Genomic DNA, 17,234 nt, shown 5'->3' on the forward strand with positions numbered 1-17,234 from the left:
TGCATACCAGAGCGGCGCGGCACCAGGAACCCGGCGGCAACCGCGTATGCGAATGATTCGGATTGCATGAGTCACACGCGTTCTCGCGTCCGCGGGGTCCACCGACCTGTCCCGTTATTCCGCGCCGCCCGCCGGGGTCGCGCGGGCCTTGCGCGTCAGGAACGCGGTCGGCATGCCGGGCCAGGCCGCATCGGCCGCGCGCGGCGCGGTCCCCCGGCCGCGCGCCGTGGCCAGCGCCAGCACGCCCGCCACCGCGGTGGCATTGACGATCTCGCCCGCCAGGGCGGCGTCGACGGCCTCGTCGAGCGGCATGCGCACGATCTCGAGGTCGGCCTCCTCCAATTCCGGTTCGGGACGGTCGGTTTCGCGCAGGCCGGTGGCCAGATAGATGCGCAGCGACTCGTCGGTGAACCCGGGCGACAGCGCGACGTCGACCAGCACCGCCCACTCCGACGCGGCCAGGCCGGTCTCCTCCGCGAGCTCGCGCCGGGCCGCGGCGAGCGGATCCTCGCCCGGCTGGTCGAGCAGGCCCGCCGGCAGCTCCAGCAGCCTGCGGCCGAGCGGGTGCCGGTACTGGTTGATCAGCACGATATCGCCGTCGTCGTCGAGGGCGGCGACCGCGACCGCGCCGTGGTGCTCGATCACCTCGCGCTCGACCACACGCCCGCCGGGCATCGCCACCTGGTCCAGCCGCAGCGCCAGGATCGCGCCCGAGTACACCGTACTGCTGGACACCGTCTCGAAATCGTGCGATCCGGGGGTGCTCACCGCGCCACCCGTTCCCCCTCGCCGAGGGTGACCTCGCCCTCGATATCGACCGGAAGCCGTTCGGCCGCCTTGTATTTCAGCGCCGCGCTGATCAGTCCGGCGAACAGCGGATGCGGCCGGGTGGGCCTGCTCTTCAGCTCCGGATGCGCCTGGGTGGCGACGAAGTACGGGTGCTGGTCGGCGGGCAGTTCGACGAATTCGACCAGGTGCCCGTCCGGGGAGGTGCCGCTGAACCGCAGCCCGCTCTGCGCGACCTTGTCCCGGTAGGAGTTGTTCACCTCGTAGCGGTGCCGGTGCCGCTCGGACACCTCGGTGGCGCCGTAGGCCTGCGCGACCACCGAATCCGGCTGCAGCACGGCGGGATACGCGCCCAGCCGCATGGTGCCGCCCAGATCGGCCTCACCGGCGACGGCCTGTTCCTGGTCGGCCATGGTGGAGATGACCGGATGCTGGGTCTCGGGCTCGAATTCGGCCGAGTTGGCATCCTCGAGGCCGACCGAGCGGGCCGCCTCGATCACCACGCACTGCAGGCCCAGGCACAGCCCCAGCAGCGGGATGCCGCGGGTGCGCGCGTAGCGGACTGCCCCGACCTTGCCCTCGATGCCGCGAATGCCGAATCCGCCCGGGATCAGGACCGCGTCGGCGTCGTGCAGATGGTGCTGGGCCCCGGCGGGGGTCTCGCACTCGTCGGACTGCACCCAGCGGATATTCACCTTCGCCCGCGCCGCGAATCCGCCCGCGCGCAGCGCCTCGGTCACCGACAGGTAGGCGTCGGGCAGATCGACGTACTTGCCGACCAGTGCGACGGTCACATGCTCGCGCGGGTTGTGCACCCGATCGAGCAGGTCGCCCCACACTGTCCAGTCCACGTCGCGGAACGGCAGGCCCAGCTTGCGCACCACGTAGGCGTCTAGGCCCTCGCGGTGCAGCACCCGCGGGATGTCGTAGATCGAGGGCGCGTCCGGCGTGGAGATGCAGGCATCGACGTCGACGTCGCACATCAGCGCGATCTTGTTCTTCAGCGGCTGCGGCACGTCGCGGTCGCAGCGCAGGATCAGCGCGTCGGGCTGGATGCCGATATTGCGCAGCGCGGCCACCGAGTGCTGGGTCGGCTTGGTCTTCAGCTCGCCCGACGGCGCCAGGTACGGCACCAGCGTCACGTGCAGGAAGAAGACGTTCTCCCGGCCCACCTCGTGGCGGATCTGCCGGGCCGCCTCCAGGAACGGCTGCGATTCGATATCGCCGACAGTGCCGCCGATTTCGGTGATCACCACGTCCGGCACGTGGCCGTACATGTCGGGGCCCGTGGTGGCCAGGATGCGGCGCTTGAGCTCGTCGGTGATGTGCGGGATCACCTGCACCGTATCGCCGAGGTACTCGCCGCGGCGCTCCTTGGCGATCACGGTCGAGTAGACCTGCCCGGTGGTGACATTCGCGTCGCCCGACAGATTGCGATCCAGGAACCGCTCGTAGTGGCCGACGTCCAGATCGGTTTCGGCGCCGTCGTCGGTCACGAACACCTCACCGTGCTGGAAAGGGTTCATCGTGCCGGGATCGACATTCAGATAGGGATCGAGCTTCTGCATCGTGACGCGCAGACCGCGCGCGGTGAGCAGTTGGCCGAGGCTGGAGGCAGTCAGTCCCTTCCCCAGGGAGGAGGCGACACCACCGCTGACGAAGATGAGCTTGGTGGCCGTCTGATTAGGAGAGAGCGCCGGAATCCGTGATTGACCCACGGGACTTCACGTTAACACGAAAATCCGCGGCGAATCGACGCCACGCGAGGTAGCCACGCGATGGCTGGAAGTTCTTTCGTCACATCCGTCCCATCCGGCGCTGTCGGCACTCCCGTCCCGGTTTACCCGGCAGCGGCCGCGGCGGACAGGTCGTCGACGCTGCCCGACATGATGGTCCGGACGTGTGCGGTGATCATTTCCAATGGCCAGTCCCACCACGCGAGCTCAAGCAGGCGGTCGATCCGGCAGGGCTCGTAGCGGTAGCGGATGACCCGGGCCGGGTTGCCGCCCACGATCGCGTAATCGGGAACGTCGTCGACGACCACCGAACCGGAGGCGACGATCGCGCCGTGCCCGATTCGCACGCCGGGCATCACCAGCGTGCCGTACCCGAGCCAGACGTCGTTGCCGAGCACGGTGTCGCCCCGCCCCGGCAGCCCGGCGATGAGATCGAAGTGGTCCGACCACGACCCGCCCATGATCGGGAACGGGAATGTCGACGGACCGTCCATGCGGTGGTTGGCGCCGTTCATGATGAACCGCACGCCCTCCCCCAGCGCGCAGAACTTGCCGATGATCAGCTTCTCCGGACCGTAGTGGTAGAGCACGTTGCGCGTCTCGAAGGCGGTCGGATCATCCGGGTCGTCGTAATAGGAGAACTCCCCCGCCTCGATCAGCGGCGAGGTGATCAACGGCTGCAACAGCACCACCCGCGGCTGCTCGGGCATGGGATGCAGCACGGTCGGATCGGGCAGCACAGGCACGAGAGAATCCCTTTCGTACGGACAACTGGCCCATCATGTCAAACACTGGATTCCGGCCAAGAGCATGCCGGAATGACCAGGGGGAGCAGGCCTTGGCCGGGCAAGACGAAAGAGGGCGAGCCTTGGCTGGGGTGGCGCGGGGCGAAATCCGGCTTGGTCTCAGCGGGGCATGGCGGCCACGGTGAGGGAGTTGGCCTTGGCGCCTGTGCCGTAGCGGCCGGTGATGCCGTTCAGTTGCTCGCTGAGACCGAGAGCCGTTGTGACCCGGCCGATTTCGTGGTTGACGTTATCCACGGTGGTGACCGCGGAGCCGAGCTGGGAGTCGCCACGCACCACCGCGATCGGACCCGAGCCGTCCGCGGCGCCCGAGCGACCGGCGAGCACCACCCCCGCGCCGCGGCCCTTCAGCCCACCGGCGAAGCGGCCCACGATCGACCCCTCGTTGTCCTGATCCGCCTTGGCCCCGTCGCCGGTGACGACGACCGCCAGCTGGGCGGGGTGGACGGTGTCGGCGTTCAGGAATCCCCCGCCGCGCAGCGTGTCCAGGATCAGTCCGCGTTCCTGTTCGGTGGCGCGCGGCTGGCCGCTGCCTGGATCGGTGAGCAGCGCCAAGCCCAGCAGATCGCCCGCGAGACCGCCCTGATCGACCGCGCCGGTCGGCAATTGGGCACCGGCCGGAATCATGTTCGTGGCCGCCGTGCGCAGTCGATCGCCCTGTCCGGAGTCCACGAAAGCCGCTGTCAGCGAGACCTTTCCGGCCACCGTGGCGCCCGAGGCCAGCAGCGATTTGGTGACGGCGTCGACATCGGCGTTGTCGGCGTCGGGGGTGGTGAACACCAGCACGCTGCGGTCGGCCAGCGTGCCGCCCAGCAGCCGTCCCGCCGACCGGGCGACGAACGCGTCGGCCGCGTTCAGCTGCACGGTCAGCTCGGCGTTCTCGTCGCTCAACTCGGCGCCGCGCCCGTCACCGCGGTCCACCCGCGGTGAGCCCCCGCCGAGCACCTGCCCGCCGAGCACCAGCCCGACCGCCAGCGCCAGAAAGATCGCCGCGATGGAGACGGCATGCTGGCGTAACGAAATCACTGCTCCCCCTTATTGTTTCCGATCGAGTAAGCCCCGGCCCCAGGACTCGGCGTGCTGCCAGGTGTCGCGCACCCAGTCCAGCACCTCACCACCCATGTGCTGCGAGGCGAGCAACGCCACGATGAGCGCCCCGAGCGCGGCCAGCACCACCAGTGCGGCCGCCCAGCCGGCGGTGCGCTGCCGGTACAGCGTGGCGACGGCTTTCGCGTCCATCAGCTTCGAACCGGTCTTGAGCCGGGTGAGGAAGGTCGCCGGATTCGATTCGCGCCTGCTGCGATCGAAGAAGTCGTCGAGCGAGGCGGCGGCGCCGCACGTGACGATCAGCGCGGCCCCGTGGTGGTCGGCCAGCAGCAGCGCCAGATCCGTCGCCGATCCGGACGACGGGAACGTGGTGGCGCCGATGCCGAGGTCCTGAATGCGCTCCAGGCCCTTGGCGTGGCCGTCGGTATCGGCGGGCAAGATCACCTCGGCGCCGCACTTCAGCGCGGTCGCGGTGATCTCCTCCGGGTCGCCGACGATCAGATCGGGCCGATATCCGCCGCGTATCAGCGCATCCGCGCCGCGCCCGACCCCGACCAGGATCGGCGCGTACTCCTTGATGAACGGTTTGAGCGACTCGAGGTCCTCGCGATGGTCGGGCCCGTCGGCGACCACCACGACGTGCCGCTTGCGCATGGACACGGCCAGTTCCGGCACCCCGAGGCCGTCGATCAGCAGGGCGCTTTCGGTGCGGATGAACTCGATCGTGTTGCCCGCGAACGCCTCCAGGTGGTCGGCCAGGCCGTTGCGGGCCTCGATCATGCGCTCGGCGATGGCGGCCTCGCTCAGTTCGATCGTCTCCACCAGCACCTCCGGCGCCTTCTTGGTGACCCGGTCGGCGTAGACGACACCCTCGTCGATGCGGACCTTGACGCCGTCCTTGAACTTGGTGAACACGTCGGTGGACACCGCGTCCAGCAGCAGGACTCCATTGGCCACCAGCACTTCCGGGCCCAGATTCGGATATCGCCCGGAGATGGACGGGGAAGCGTTGATCACCGCCGCCACGCCCGCCTCGACAAGCCGGTCGGCGGTCGGCCGATCCAGATCCGGCTCGTCGAGCACCACGACGTCGCCCGGTCCGACACGCGCGAGCAGACGCCGGGTGTTGCGGTCGACCCGGGCTATCCCGGACAGGCCGGGCAGCGTTTCGGTGCTTTTCGACAGCAGCGCCAGCATCTTCATGAGGTCCGATGATGAGCGCAAACCCTCAACCATTGGTGGAGGCGCGCCGAATTCCGCTACCAGATTCGTCACAGTGATGCCAGGGACGCATTACGGGTTACCGAACCGGTACCGATATGTCCGGTACCGATATGCTCGCCCCGCAGGCGCACGACGCACCGCTTTCGTAAGGAGATTGACATGGCCAGCACCACGATCGACACCGTCATCCCGGCGCCGCGCGACGAGGTGTACAAGCTCTTCACGGAGCGGGACAGCCTCAACAAGTACCTGCCGATCAACTTCACCATGAAGCAGCCCGGCTCACCCGAGCCCGCCGGGGTCGGCGCGCGGTACCTGGTCGGCGTCGCGGGCGTGGGCGTCACCGAGGAGACCACCGCGCTGGTCCCCGGTGAGCGCATGGAGTACAAGATCATTGCCGGGGCCCCGGTCCGCAGCCACACCGGCACCATCACCTTCGCCGACGCCCCCGGCGGCACCCTGGTCACCTACCGCATGGACTCCGACCCGAAGATCCCCGTCCCCGCCAAGCTCACCGAACTCGCCCTCAAGGGCCTGATCACCCCGTTCCTCAGCGCCGCCAAGAAGGCGGTGGCCAGCTAGCTCAGCTGGCGGCGGGTTCGGCGCTGTCCTTTTCGGAGCGGGCGGTTTCCAGGAGTTCTTCCGCGTGGGCGCGGCCGGTTTCGGTGTCGTCGAGACCGGCCAGCATGCGGGCCAGTTCCTTGACGCGCTCGTCGGTGGCCAGCGCGTGGACGCCGCTGTTGACGCCCTTGCCGTCGTCGACCTTGTCCACCACCAGATGGGTGTCGGCGAAGGCGGCCACCTGCGGCAGGTGGGTCACCACGATCACCTGGTGGGTGCGGGCCAGGCGGGCCAGGCGGCGACCGATCTCGACCGCGGCGCGGCCGCCGACCCCGGCGTCGACCTCGTCGAAGACCATGGTGGTGCCGTGGTCGGAGCTGGCCAGCACCACCTCCAGCGCGAGCATCACGCGCGACAGCTCACCGCCCGAGGCGCTCTTGCTCAGCGGCAGCGACTGGGCGCCCGAATGCGCCGAGAGCCGGAACTCCACCTCGTCCACGCCGGTGGATCCGGCGTGTAATTCCTTGCCGCCCACGGTGATCGGGGCCGAATCCACGGCGGCGGCGGGCACCGGGCGCACCGCGACCTCGAGCTTCGCACGGCCCATCGCCAGGCCGGACAGTTCGGCGCTCACCGCGGCGGCCAGCTTCTTGGCGGCCTTGGTGCGCGCGGCGGTCAGCTTCTTCGCCGTCTCGCGCACCTGCTCGGCGCCCGCCTCCACCTCCTTGCGGAGGGCGGCCAGCGCCTCGTCGGAGACATCGAGCGAATCCAGGCGGCCGCGCGCGTCGTCGGCCCAGGCCAGCACGCCGTCGATATCGGGCGCGTATTTCCTTGTCAGCGTTTTCAATTCGGCCTGGCGGTTCAGCAGCGAATCAAGCGCGCTCGGATCGGAGGGCAGGTCCGACAGGTAGGTGCTGAGTTCGGTGGTCAAGTCCGCCACCACCGAGATCGCCTCGCCCAACCGCGGCGACAGATCCGCCAGCGCGTGGTCCTCCGCCGCATCCAGCCGGGCCCGGGCGGTGCCGAGCATGTCCAGCGCCCCCGCGCCCTCGCCCGACGCGTCGGCCGCACCGGCCAGCGCGTCGTGCGCCGCGGTCGCCGCCTCGCGCAGCGAATCCAGATCCGACAGCCGGCGCACCTCCGCGACGATGCGCTCGTCCTCGCCGGGTTCCGGTGCGATGGCGTCGATCTCGTCCAGCGAGTATTTCAGCCGGTCCGCCTCCAGCGCCAGTTCGCGGCCCCGGGCCGTGCGCTCCATCAGCTCCTCGCGCGCCTGCAGCCAGGTGCGGCGCGCCAGCTGATACTTGCGCAGCAGGCCGTCGATCGGGCCACCCGCGAACTGGTCGAGCGCCCGCAGCTGCTGCTCGGGACGTCGCAGCCGCAGCTGATCGTTCTGGCCGTGCACGGTCAGCAGCGGCGCGGTGAAATCACCCAGCACCGCCGCCGGGACGGCGCGCCCGCCCAGGTGCGCGCGCGAGCGCCCGTCGCTGCCGACGGTGCGCACGGCGATGACGCTGCCGTCGTCATCGCGCTGCGCCCCAGCCGATTCCAGCACCTTCGCGACCTCGTCGCGGGCGCCGTCGTGTACGTCCTCGACCGTGAAGCGGCCCTCCACCACGGCGCGGGCGGCGCCCTGGCGCACGCGCCCCGCGTCGGCCCGGGCGCCGCCGAGCAGATGCAGGCTCGTGACCACCATGGTCTTCCCGGCGCCGGTCTCGCCGGTCAGGCAGGTCAGCCCCTCGTGGAAGTGGGCCGTGGCGGTGGATATGACCCCCAGGCCGTCGATCCTGATCTCTGTCAGCACTGGCGCTCTCCGTTCGGCGGACGACCTCGCCAGCCTGTCACGGGCAGTTGGAATTTGCGCACCATCCGATCCGCGAACGGCGCGGAATCCAGCCGCACCCAGCGCACCGGCTCGGTCCCGCGGACCGCCTCGAACCGGGCGCCCCTGGGCAGCGCGAGCGTGCGGCGGCCGTCCAGGAAAATTATCGCATCATGGCCCGTCGCAACGGTTTCCACCGCGATCCGGGAATCCGGGCTGGTCACCAGCGGGCGCGCGAACAGGGCGTGGGCGTTGCTCGGGATCACCAGCAGCGCCTCCAGTTCCGGCCACACCACCGGACCGCCCGCCGAGAAGGCGTACGCGGTGGATCCGGTCGGGGTCGCGATCAGCACTCCGTCGCAGCCGAATTGGGAGACGGGGCGGCCGTCGACCTCCAGCACCACCTCCAGCACGCCCATCCGGGCGGCGTTCTCGATGCTGGCCTCGTTGAGGGCCCATCCGCGTTCCACCACTACATCATCGACGCGGACACTGACATCAATCGTCATCCGCTGTTCGATGCGGTAGTCGCCGTGCACCACCTGGCCCAGCGCCTCGTCGAGATGCTCGGCCTCCGCCTCGGTGAGGAAGCCGATGCGGCCCAGGTTGATTCCCAGCACCGGCACCCGCGCCGAGCGAGCCATGTCGGCGGCGCGCAGGAACGTGCCGTCGCCGCCGAGCGCCAGCACCATCTCGCAGCCGACAGCGGCGTCGGGTCCGTGCTCGACCGCCTGCACCGGATAACCGTCCGGCGCGCCGGTCTCGTCGCAGTCCAGCCGGGTGCTGTAGGCCTCGTCCGCCAGCACGCGCAGGCCGATCCCGGCATCCTCGAAGATCTTCGCCACCCGGTGCGCGGTCTCGGTCAGCTCCGGGCGGCCGGGGTGCGCGACGAGCAGGATCTCCCGTTTCACTGTGGTCCCTCCTCGACCGCCCGCTGCACCAGCGCCGCGATCTCACTCGCGCCGGCATCATCGGTCCCGACGGCGTCCGCGGCGCCGGGCGCCTCCTTGCGTAACCACAGGAAGTATTCGACATTCCCGGACGGCCCGGGCAGCGGGCTGGCCACCACGCCCCGGGGCCGCAACCCCCGCGCTGCCGCCGCGCCCGCCACCTCGCGTACCGCCTCGGCCCGCAATGCCGGATCCCGCACCACGCCGCCGGAGCCTACTCGCTGCTTGCCGACCTCGAACTGCGGTTTCACCATCGGTAGCAGATCGGCGCCCGGCGCGCAGCACCGCGCCAGCGCGGGCAGTACCAGGCCGAGGGAGATGAACGACAGATCGGCGACCACCAACTCGACGGTTCCGCCGATCGCCTCGGGGGTCAACGCCCGGACGTTGGTACGGTCGTGCACGCGCACCCGCTCGTCGCCGCGCAGCCGCCACACCAGCTGGCCGTAGCCGACATCGGCCGCCACCACCTCGCGGGCGCCCCGCGACAGCAGCACATCGGTGAAGCCACCGGTCGAGGCCCCGGCATCGAGGCAGCGTTTCCCGGCGATCGTGACACCGTGGGGTTCGAACGCCGCCAGCGCACCCAGCAGCTTGTGCGCGCCGCGCGAGGCCCACTGCACCTCGTCGGGCTGGTCGCGCACCAGCAGCGGAGTGCCGAGTTCCACGGCCGTCGCCGGTTTCGACGCGACCGTACCGTTGATCAGGACGCGGCCCGCGCCGATCAGCTCGACCGCGTGCTCCCGCGACCGCGCCAATCCGCGGCGAACCAGTTCGGCGTCCACCCGCGCGCGCCTGGCCAACTCAGATCTTGTCCACCGTCGCCAGGGCCTGGACCAGCACCTCGTGCGCCTGCTCCAGGATGCGGGCGCGGCGGGTGATGTCGGTCCCGGCCTGCGCGTCGCCGGGCGCGGCGTCCTCGAGGTCCGAACGACGCCCTCCCGCAGACAGTTCCGACAGCAGCGCGTCGATCTCCGCGCGCACCTGCTCCGGGTCGGCGAACTCCGCCGGATTCGCGCCCGCCAGGTGCTGGCCGGGCATCGGGATGCCGGGGTGGGGCCCGTTCGATCCGGGTGCGTGTGGGCGGGGCGTAGGCGTACTCATCGTGCGGACAACGCTACCGGAGTTCACATTCGAACACACGTACTGACGGGGTGTCGGGGAGAACTCCACCGCCGGCCGCCACCGCGCGGCATGATCCGATCACCGGCGACGCGCACGAGTTCAGGCGGCTCAACACGCTTGCATCACGGGACATTTCCTGGCGGCTGCCGGTGGCAAGAAGCCGGCCGGCCAAACTGTTCGGTCGTCGTACGTGGTGTCGGTGAGGTCCGCGCCGTCGAGGTGGGCCTTGTCGAGCGTCGCACCGCTCAGAACGGCCGCCGACAATTTCGCATCCGAAAGGCTCGCCCAACCGAGATCCGCCCCGGACAGAGAAGCACCACGCAAATCGGCGCCCGCCAGCGGCGTGGCCGTCAACTTCGCTGTGGACAGGTCCGCCCCCGCCAGATTGGCGCCGTGACCGCCGGACATCGACGGTGCGACGAACAAGCGCACGAACAGCCCGCCATTGCTGCTCAGATCCGCGTGCGCCAGATCGGCCCGGCTCAGGTCGACATCGGCGAGGATCGAGTCCCGCAGTATCGAATCGGTCATGACCGCCCCGGGGAAGCGCAATCCACGAAAGTCGATACCGATGAGACAGACGCGGGACAGGTCGATCGGCCGCTGCGGTCCCCGGTCGAGTGCTCGCCGTCCGATCACGGTGACCGCGGCCTGGATGTCGATGGGTGCGTTCGCGGGACCGCACTGGCCGTCATCGGGGATGCGGGCGTGGGACCGCACAAAGGCCGCCAGCACATCGATCACCGTAGGTTGTTCGGGCGGAGAGTCCCGCGCTACCTGCTCGAGCGAGTAGATACCTCCGAGCCGAACATCGAGACTGTTCGCGACACCCAGGTGCTCGACCGCCTTGTTGAAACGGTCGGCCACCTGGCCGCGCTCGGCCAAGCTGTGCTGCCGCTGCCCACTGGACTCCGTGGCCTGCAACGCCTTCCCGGAATAGACCACCGCGGCGACCGCCGTCAGCGCGGTGATCAACGGGATGAGCCGACCGAACCACCCCGGGCTGAACATCGCCACCCAGCCCCGCCGCACCAGCCCACCGACGCGGCGCCACCACACCGGCGGCGGCGGAGTGTCAACCGTCCCGGGAACCGGCCCGCGACACCGCGCCGACGAACGGCGGCGGGCCGCCGGCGCGGCACCACCCTTCTCGCACTCGGCCGTCTCGCGGGTGCTCGCAGCCGTGGTTGCCGCGCCAGGGGCCGACGCCGCTGATTCGAACCGTCGGCCGCCACCTCTGAACCCCCATTCCCACCGGCCAGGACACCCTCGACCAGGCTACCAGCCGGAACCTACTGTGCCCCTGGCTATTCGTGTGATGACGACTGGTTGGTTTTCACGGAGCCGGGTCGACACCACATGTTGTCGTGCGTCGTTCATGAGAGCCGTCCACCGGGCAACCGGGTCACGGTGAACCGACAGCGGGGCAGGCCGAACGTCAGCGATCGGCGTAGCCGGAGGATGGTCTCGCCCGAGATGCCGGAGTGTTCGGCCCAGCCGGTGAAGTCACCGTAGGTGTCCTCGACGGCGTCGAGGAGTGCTCCGATGGCGGATTCGGTGCACTGGAACAGCGCGGAGGGCAGGTCGAGGTGACGGAATCGTTCGACGACATATGGCATGTTGTCCGCGCTGCGGAGGTAGTCCTCGACGATCAGCTCGCGCGGCGCCCCGGCCAGTCCCAGGGCCAGCGCGGTCACGATTCCGGTCCGGTCCTTGCCGGAGGCGCAGTGCACGATGGTCGGTCGCGGCAGGAGAACCGACAGCACCTCGATGGCGGCGGGCAGATTGACGTCGTGCTCGAGGTAGTCGATGTAGATCTCCTCGAGCCGATGCGATCGTCCGCTCTGCGCGGTGCCGAGCGGAATGTGCGCATACCGCGCGTCGTCGGGCAACCCGACCTTACTTTCGGCGCTGGTTTCGGCGGTAGAGCGCAGGTCGAGGACGCAGCGGATACCGAACCGGTCGGTCAGCAGTCGCTTGTCCCCCGCGGTCAGGAACTGCAGGGTATCGCTGCGAAACAGTCTGCGTCGGCGGATCGTGGCACCGCCGACGTCGCGGAAGTTGAACGCACCGTCGAGCGGTGACGCGGATGTGGTCACTGTCCGGGTCCCTCCGGTGGCGCGTCCTCGACGATGGTGATGGTCCCGGCGGTGCCGTCCACAGTGATCAGTTGCCCGGTGCGGAGCTGTCGGGTGGCATCGGGAACCCCGACGACGGCCGGGATTCCGTACTCGCGGGCAATGGTGGTGCCGTGGGAGATCATCCCGCCGGTCTCGGTGACGAGGGCCGCCGTGGTCAGGAACAGTGGTGTCCAGCCAGGGTCCGTGGTCGCGGCGACCAGGATTTCACCGGGCGCCACCTCGGCGCCGGCGGGATCGTCGACGACGCGGACCCGCCCGGTCGCGACACCGGCCGCTGCCGCCAGGCCGATGAGATCGCCGGTGGGAGCGCCGTTCTCGGCCTCGAGTTCGGGGGTGGTGCCGTCGGACAACAGGATCGCGGGCACCCGCGGCCGCCGCGACTCACGGTCGTAGACAGCGCGGCGCTCGACCACCAGCGCACGGAAGTCCTTGCCGTTCAGAGCTTCCCGCACCTCAGCGAGATCGAGGAACATGACATCGTCCGCATGCTCGAGCTTCCCGGCCGCGACCATGTCGGCGCCGACCAGCAGCAGCTGGGTCCGCAACAGAGCGAAGCCGCGCATGAGGCAGAGCTTCGGGAACTCACGCAATCCGCGCAGCGCACGAGAGCGGCGGAGCAAGAATTCGGCCGCCCACGCGCGCGGCGCGCGAACGGCCGGTATCCGGCCGACAAGTTCGTCGATCTGCGCCTCGGCGGCCGCGGCCGCGGCGGCGAACCGCACTTCGGCGTCGTGCTCCGCATCGTCCGCATGGAGGAAGTTGGCCAGCATGGTGAAGATCGGTTCGGGATCATCGGACCAGCGCGGCACACCGAAGTCGATCTCGGAGGTGGCCCGGCAACCGTACTCGCGCAGGAATTCGGCGACGCCGCCCTGCACGACCTCGGGCAGTCCGCCAGCCAGGTACTCGGCGGCCAGTTCGTCCGGCGCGGTCCGCCTCAGCAGGCGACCGGCCGCAGCGTCGCGGCGGATGAGCGCGGCGAGCCGCCACAGCACGAGGTCCATCTCGGTGGTGGGGTTGTGCGGGACACCGCGAAACACCGCGGTGACCTCCGCCTCGTCGGCGTACCCCCGCAGGAGATCGGAGGCCAGCTGCGCACCGACGGCGCCCGCGGTATTGGCGTCGCGCGGCAGCTCGGCCTCGATCTGACATACGGTGCGCTGAAGCGACTCCACGAACGAAAGCCGTTGCCCCGGACTGGCTTCGGCACCGGGACCGACGAACCCGGCGAGGCGTCGTTCGGCATCGCGGACAACCCGGTGACGAGCTGTCTCGGGCCAGATCCATGCCGCGATCATCGGTATCCAGCGACGCCTGCGAGGCTTCGGTGGTGATTCCGCGCCGGAGTCCGACGGCACGGCCGGAAAACGAGAGTCACTCCCCAACTGTTCGACGATCCGGCCGGTCGGCGCGGCGAGACTGTTCATGAACGCCGCCATCTTCGGCCGCTTCGCCGGGCTGCGTACCCCGTCGGTGATATCCCAGTAGAGCCAACCGTGCACGTCGATGATCTCCGGCGAGAAGCCGATGGCCTGCATATATGTCTGCATGCCGCGCTGCCGCTCCCGAATCATGCACGCCCCCATGGGCGTGAACGGCTGACTCATGCCCTGATAGACGTTCACCGACCAGTACGCCCGCGCGGCACCGCCGGACTCCGGCACCGGGAACAACGTGGTGATCGGCCGCGACTGCGTCAGCCACAGCTCGCCGATGCCGTCGAACGCCCACTCGGCGTCCTGGGGTGCGCCGAAGTGCTTCTCCAACTTCCCGCCCAGCGCAACCAGATCGGACAACCGCGAGGCAGGCAGACACCCGTCGTCCGAGGCGTCGAGCAGGTCGCCGGCAGCGGTGAGTCGGTAATGATCCGGCGTGACAGTTCCGGAAACGACCGCTTCCCCCAGACCCGCCGTAGCTTCGATGAGCACCTCACCGCGCCCGCCGGTGACGGGGTTGGCCGTATACAGCACACCGGCGTTCTCCGCGTCCACCATGCGCTGCACCACCACCGCGATGGCAGGGTGGTGGCGATCGATGTCGTGAGCCGCACGGTAGCGGGTCGCGCGCTCCGACCACAGCGACGCCCAGCACCGGCGTACCGCCGCCACCACATCCGCGGCGCCTCGCACGTTCAAGAAGGTGTCGTACTGACCGGCGAAACTGGCGTCCGGGAGATCCTCGGCCGTCGACGACGATCGCACGGCGACCGCGATCGGTTCCCCGCCGGACAGTCGCTCATACGCTCGGATGACAGCGGCCTCCAGTTGGGCGGGCAGCGGCGTCCGGACAACATGTTCCCGCAACTTCCTTGCCAGTTCACCCAGCCGGACGGCATCGGAGGTCTCGGCGATCTCGTCGAGCGCACTGTCGGCCGTCACGACTTGCCGGTAGGCGGCCGTCGTCACGCAGAACCCGTCCGGCACCGGAAATCCCGCGGACATCAGCGCGGCGAGATTCGCCGCCTTCCCACCGGCCAACTCCTGTTCGCACCCCTCGGCCAGCTCGAGAACGAGGGGAGCACTCCGGCCAGCGCCGTCGATCGTCACGTCCACAACCTCCCGTAGATATTCGGTGAGCCGAAGCTTGCCTCCTCAACCCGGGTTGAGTTCAATAGCGTCATGGAGCACACCTCGATCAGAGAGGTCGCCACCCAGTTCGACCTGCCCATTTCGACACTGCACTACTGGGAGCGCCGCGGCCTGATCACGCCGCACCGCCGGGCCGGTTGGCGCTACTACGACCGCGACCAGCTGTATCGAATCGCCCTCATTCGGCTCTGGCGCGACACCGGACAGCTCAGCCTCGACGAGATCGCGACGATCCTCGGCGGCCGCACCGCGACCCACGACTGGCGAGACACGGTGGCCACACGCATCGACGCGGTCAACGATCAGATCGACAGGCTGACAACCGCCCGCACCTACCTCACCCACCTGCTCGAATGCCCGCAGGACAACGCACCCGAACGGTGCCCGGAATTCCGGTCCACGGTGAAATTGCCCCCTACGGCGACATCGCCGACCCCGTCCTGATGCGCGATTGTGGTCCGACCGCGGGGATGTCCAGCCACGCGATCGAGGCGATGTGGTTGACCGGCGGTGTCCTGTGCGCACTCCGTTACATGCCCCTGGCGACGGACGGTGCCGCACAGCGACTTCGGCAGGCATTGCCAGCAATCACCAGAGGACATCCCACGCGCGGTCGCGATGGTTCAGGGACATCGAGCACGCGGAGTACCGCTACAGTTCCAAATCGCTCGGGGTACAGGGCCGACCGACGCCTCTCGAAAGTCGTTGTGCAGCACCGCCACTATTCTATCCGCGAAAGGATGTGCGCTTGGTCGCCCGGATTCTCCTTGCAGCAGCGGCGGGCGTGATCACCTCGGTGCTCACCGTGTCCGCATCCGCGTCCGCGGCGTCGATTCCACCGGGCCGATACCGCGTGTACTGGGAGCCCCGCCCCAACTCCGTGGTGCTCCCGCACGCGGACGGAGTATCGCGGCCCGTCGGTGGACGGGACGACACCGTCGACGTCCACCAGTGGGAATTCGTGGCCATCGACTACCGCGCCGGGGAGCCGGTGTTCCAGATGCGCAACATGGCAAGTCGCTTGTGCCTCAACCCGTCCCAGCCCCGCTCCGGCATCGTCGGGGTCGAACAGAACACCTGCGGGGTGGGAGACTCCGAGACCTGGAATGTCACCGAAACCGGCCGCAACTACCGCATCACACTGGCCTCCGATCCCCGCACCGCGTTGTACGCGGACCGGTTCGGCGCCTCGGAACCCGCTGCGGCGCTTGCGCAGATCGGCGACCAACCGGCAGCACGCTGGATCCTCGAGCCGATCGCGCGCCGCCGGTGACCCTCCCGGCAGAACACCTGATTCGCAATCACCAGGCTCGCCGGGCATGTGGGCAAGCAAAGTTGCCGGTCTCAGTCCGTCACCACATGGCCGGCAATATGACCGATATGACCTCTTTGCTGGTCAAGTAACCTGCGTTCGGCCTCGCGGTGCCGCATGGCAGCGCAGGCTTGCGCCATCTTCCCTTCTCGATGGCCGAACTCGCCGAACGACCAAAGGACACAAGCTGTGCAACGCAACATCGGTATGGGAATCCTCGCCGGGGCGATCGTGGCCGGATCAATGATCGGCGCCGGGCCGGCTGCGGCCTCCGGCTTACCCCTCGAGTCAGCCGACACCGCCTCGGCACCGTCCTCGCGACCGGTGCACAGCACCGGCGTGGCCGGTCTGTTCGAGGCGCTCGGCTCCTACAGCACCTTTTCCACGTGCCTCAATCCCGCCCCGAGCAACACCGCTTGCTGAACCACACACCTGTCGGCAGCGGCTGAGCCACCTGCTGTTCCGGCGGGCCATCCTCGCCCGATTGGACCCATACATGGAGACCGAGGACTGACCCAACCGGTATTTTTGAGGAGTGGAAGTCAGCTCCGACAGCTACCAGCGGTTCGCCGACCTCGCCAAAACCGCCGAACCTTACGTCAGCAAGGCCCCGTCCGATGTCGTGCACGCCCTCGCGGCGCTGGCGGGCGGGCAGGATATCGAGGCGAGCTATGTCCGATACACGACCGAGGGACGCGAAACCAACTGGTTCGGGCTGTGGCTCGTCCCTGCCGGGCTGATCCATGTGTCGGCTACCTATGGCGAGCCCAACTGGACCGGAAGCCGCGAGGGCAATATCGGTCATCGTCCGCCCTCCGCGTTCGGCAGCTGGCGCCGCCGCATCGCGGATGTGAGATCGATCGGTATCAGCGCGATCGACGGGACCGCCTCCGGCGACCAGGTCATGCTGCACGGGGAGGCAAGCCTCGAGGTGGCGGGCGTTCCGCAGAAGCTCACTGTGCGGTTCGGCGGCGCCGGGTCGCGTGCTTCGGACCTGCTCTCCGAACTCCGTGACCGACTGTAGCGTGATCTGCTGATCCAGCCGCTGATGCTGCTCGACAGGCGCATCCTCGGGCTCGCCGATCAGGGCATGCCCGCCGCATCCCACAGCCCAGTGAGGCGATGGCCTGAACGACGGC

Annotated in this window: 16 protein-coding genes; 4 read left to right on the forward strand and 12 right to left on the reverse strand. The window is 69.1% G+C overall.

Going from position 1 to position 17,234, the window contains the following annotated elements:
* Nucleotides 1-114: 114 nt before the first annotated feature.
* From ACYVLQ_RS02320 to steA, 5 genes are all read right to left on the reverse strand, one after another.
* Complete coding sequence (locus ACYVLQ_RS02320) at nucleotides 115-768, reverse strand: NUDIX domain-containing protein (RefSeq protein ID WP_460695674.1); 654 nt, start codon at nucleotides 766-768, stop codon at nucleotides 115-117.
* A complete protein-coding gene (locus ACYVLQ_RS02325; RefSeq protein ID WP_460695675.1) occupies nucleotides 765-2,504 on the reverse strand; it encodes a CTP synthase in 1,740 nt (579 codons plus the stop codon). The genes ACYVLQ_RS02320 and ACYVLQ_RS02325 overlap by 4 nt, the downstream gene beginning before the upstream one ends.
* A 122-nt stretch (nucleotides 2,505-2,626) precedes the next feature.
* Complete coding sequence (locus ACYVLQ_RS02330) at nucleotides 2,627-3,232, reverse strand: CatB-related O-acetyltransferase (RefSeq protein ID WP_460695715.1); 606 nt, start codon at nucleotides 3,230-3,232, stop codon at nucleotides 2,627-2,629.
* Nucleotides 3,233-3,427: 195 nt separating this feature from the next.
* A complete protein-coding gene (locus ACYVLQ_RS02335; RefSeq protein WP_460695676.1) occupies nucleotides 3,428-4,351 on the reverse strand; it encodes a copper transporter in 924 nt (307 codons plus the stop codon).
* Nucleotides 4,352-4,360: 9 nt separating this feature from the next.
* Complete coding sequence (gene steA, locus ACYVLQ_RS02340) at nucleotides 4,361-5,575, reverse strand: putative cytokinetic ring protein SteA (RefSeq protein WP_460695677.1); 1,215 nt, start codon at nucleotides 5,573-5,575, stop codon at nucleotides 4,361-4,363.
* A 180-nt stretch (nucleotides 5,576-5,755) separates the two neighbouring features.
* Between steA and ACYVLQ_RS02345 the strand changes: the two genes are divergently transcribed.
* Complete coding sequence (locus ACYVLQ_RS02345) at nucleotides 5,756-6,178, forward strand: SRPBCC family protein (RefSeq protein WP_460695678.1); 423 nt, start codon at nucleotides 5,756-5,758, stop codon at nucleotides 6,176-6,178.
* A 1-nt stretch (nucleotide 6,179) separates the two neighbouring features.
* Here ACYVLQ_RS02345 and recN read toward each other — a convergent pair whose 3' ends face one another.
* The 7 genes from recN to ACYVLQ_RS02380 form a co-directional block, all read right to left on the reverse strand.
* Nucleotides 6,180-7,961 (reverse strand): DNA repair protein RecN, encoded by a 1,782-nt coding sequence (recN, locus tag ACYVLQ_RS02350; RefSeq protein WP_460695679.1) that lies wholly within the window; start codon nucleotides 7,959-7,961, stop codon nucleotides 6,180-6,182.
* Nucleotides 7,955-8,890, reverse strand: a complete 936-nt coding sequence (locus ACYVLQ_RS02355) for an NAD kinase (protein ID WP_460695680.1) — start codon at nucleotides 8,888-8,890, stop codon at nucleotides 7,955-7,957. Before ACYVLQ_RS02355 ends, recN begins: the two co-directional genes overlap by 7 nt.
* Nucleotides 8,887-9,732, reverse strand: coding sequence for a TlyA family RNA methyltransferase (locus ACYVLQ_RS02360; RefSeq protein WP_460695681.1), 846 nt, complete (start codon nucleotides 9,730-9,732; stop codon nucleotides 8,887-8,889). Before ACYVLQ_RS02360 ends, ACYVLQ_RS02355 begins: the two co-directional genes overlap by 4 nt.
* Before the next feature lies 1 nt (nucleotide 9,733).
* Nucleotides 9,734-10,033 (reverse strand): hypothetical protein, encoded by a 300-nt coding sequence (locus ACYVLQ_RS02365; protein WP_460695682.1) that lies wholly within the window; start codon nucleotides 10,031-10,033, stop codon nucleotides 9,734-9,736.
* Nucleotides 10,034-10,162: 129 nt separating this feature from the next.
* Nucleotides 10,163-11,086, reverse strand: coding sequence for a pentapeptide repeat-containing protein (locus ACYVLQ_RS02370; protein ID WP_460695683.1), 924 nt, complete (start codon nucleotides 11,084-11,086; stop codon nucleotides 10,163-10,165).
* A 344-nt stretch (nucleotides 11,087-11,430) separates the two neighbouring features.
* On the reverse strand, nucleotides 11,431-12,153 hold the full coding sequence (locus tag ACYVLQ_RS02375) for a tyrosine-protein phosphatase (RefSeq protein WP_460695684.1): 723 nt from the start codon (nucleotides 12,151-12,153) through the stop codon (nucleotides 11,431-11,433).
* Nucleotides 12,150-14,741, reverse strand: a complete 2,592-nt coding sequence (locus ACYVLQ_RS02380) for a PEP/pyruvate-binding domain-containing protein (protein WP_460695685.1) — start codon at nucleotides 14,739-14,741, stop codon at nucleotides 12,150-12,152. Before ACYVLQ_RS02380 ends, ACYVLQ_RS02375 begins: the two co-directional genes overlap by 4 nt.
* Before the next feature lie 72 nt (nucleotides 14,742-14,813).
* Between ACYVLQ_RS02380 and ACYVLQ_RS02385 the strand changes: the two genes are divergently transcribed.
* The 3 genes from ACYVLQ_RS02385 to ACYVLQ_RS02395 all read left to right on the forward strand — a co-directional run bounded on the left by ACYVLQ_RS02385 (nucleotide 14,814) and on the right by ACYVLQ_RS02395 (nucleotide 17,119).
* On the forward strand, nucleotides 14,814-15,227 hold the full coding sequence (locus tag ACYVLQ_RS02385) for a MerR family transcriptional regulator (protein ID WP_460695686.1): 414 nt from the start codon (nucleotides 14,814-14,816) through the stop codon (nucleotides 15,225-15,227).
* Nucleotides 15,228-15,531: 304 nt separating this feature from the next.
* Nucleotides 15,532-16,056, forward strand: a complete 525-nt coding sequence (locus ACYVLQ_RS02390) for an RICIN domain-containing protein (protein WP_460695687.1) — start codon at nucleotides 15,532-15,534, stop codon at nucleotides 16,054-16,056.
* A gap of 574 nt (nucleotides 16,057-16,630) precedes the next feature.
* The gene (locus ACYVLQ_RS02395; RefSeq protein ID WP_460695688.1) at nucleotides 16,631-17,119 is read left to right on the forward strand and encodes a hypothetical protein; all 489 of its coding nucleotides are present in this window, start codon (nucleotides 16,631-16,633) and stop codon (nucleotides 17,117-17,119) included.
* Nucleotides 17,120-17,234: the final 115 nt, after the last annotated feature.

This window comes from Nocardia thraciensis, from assembly GCF_054782435.1.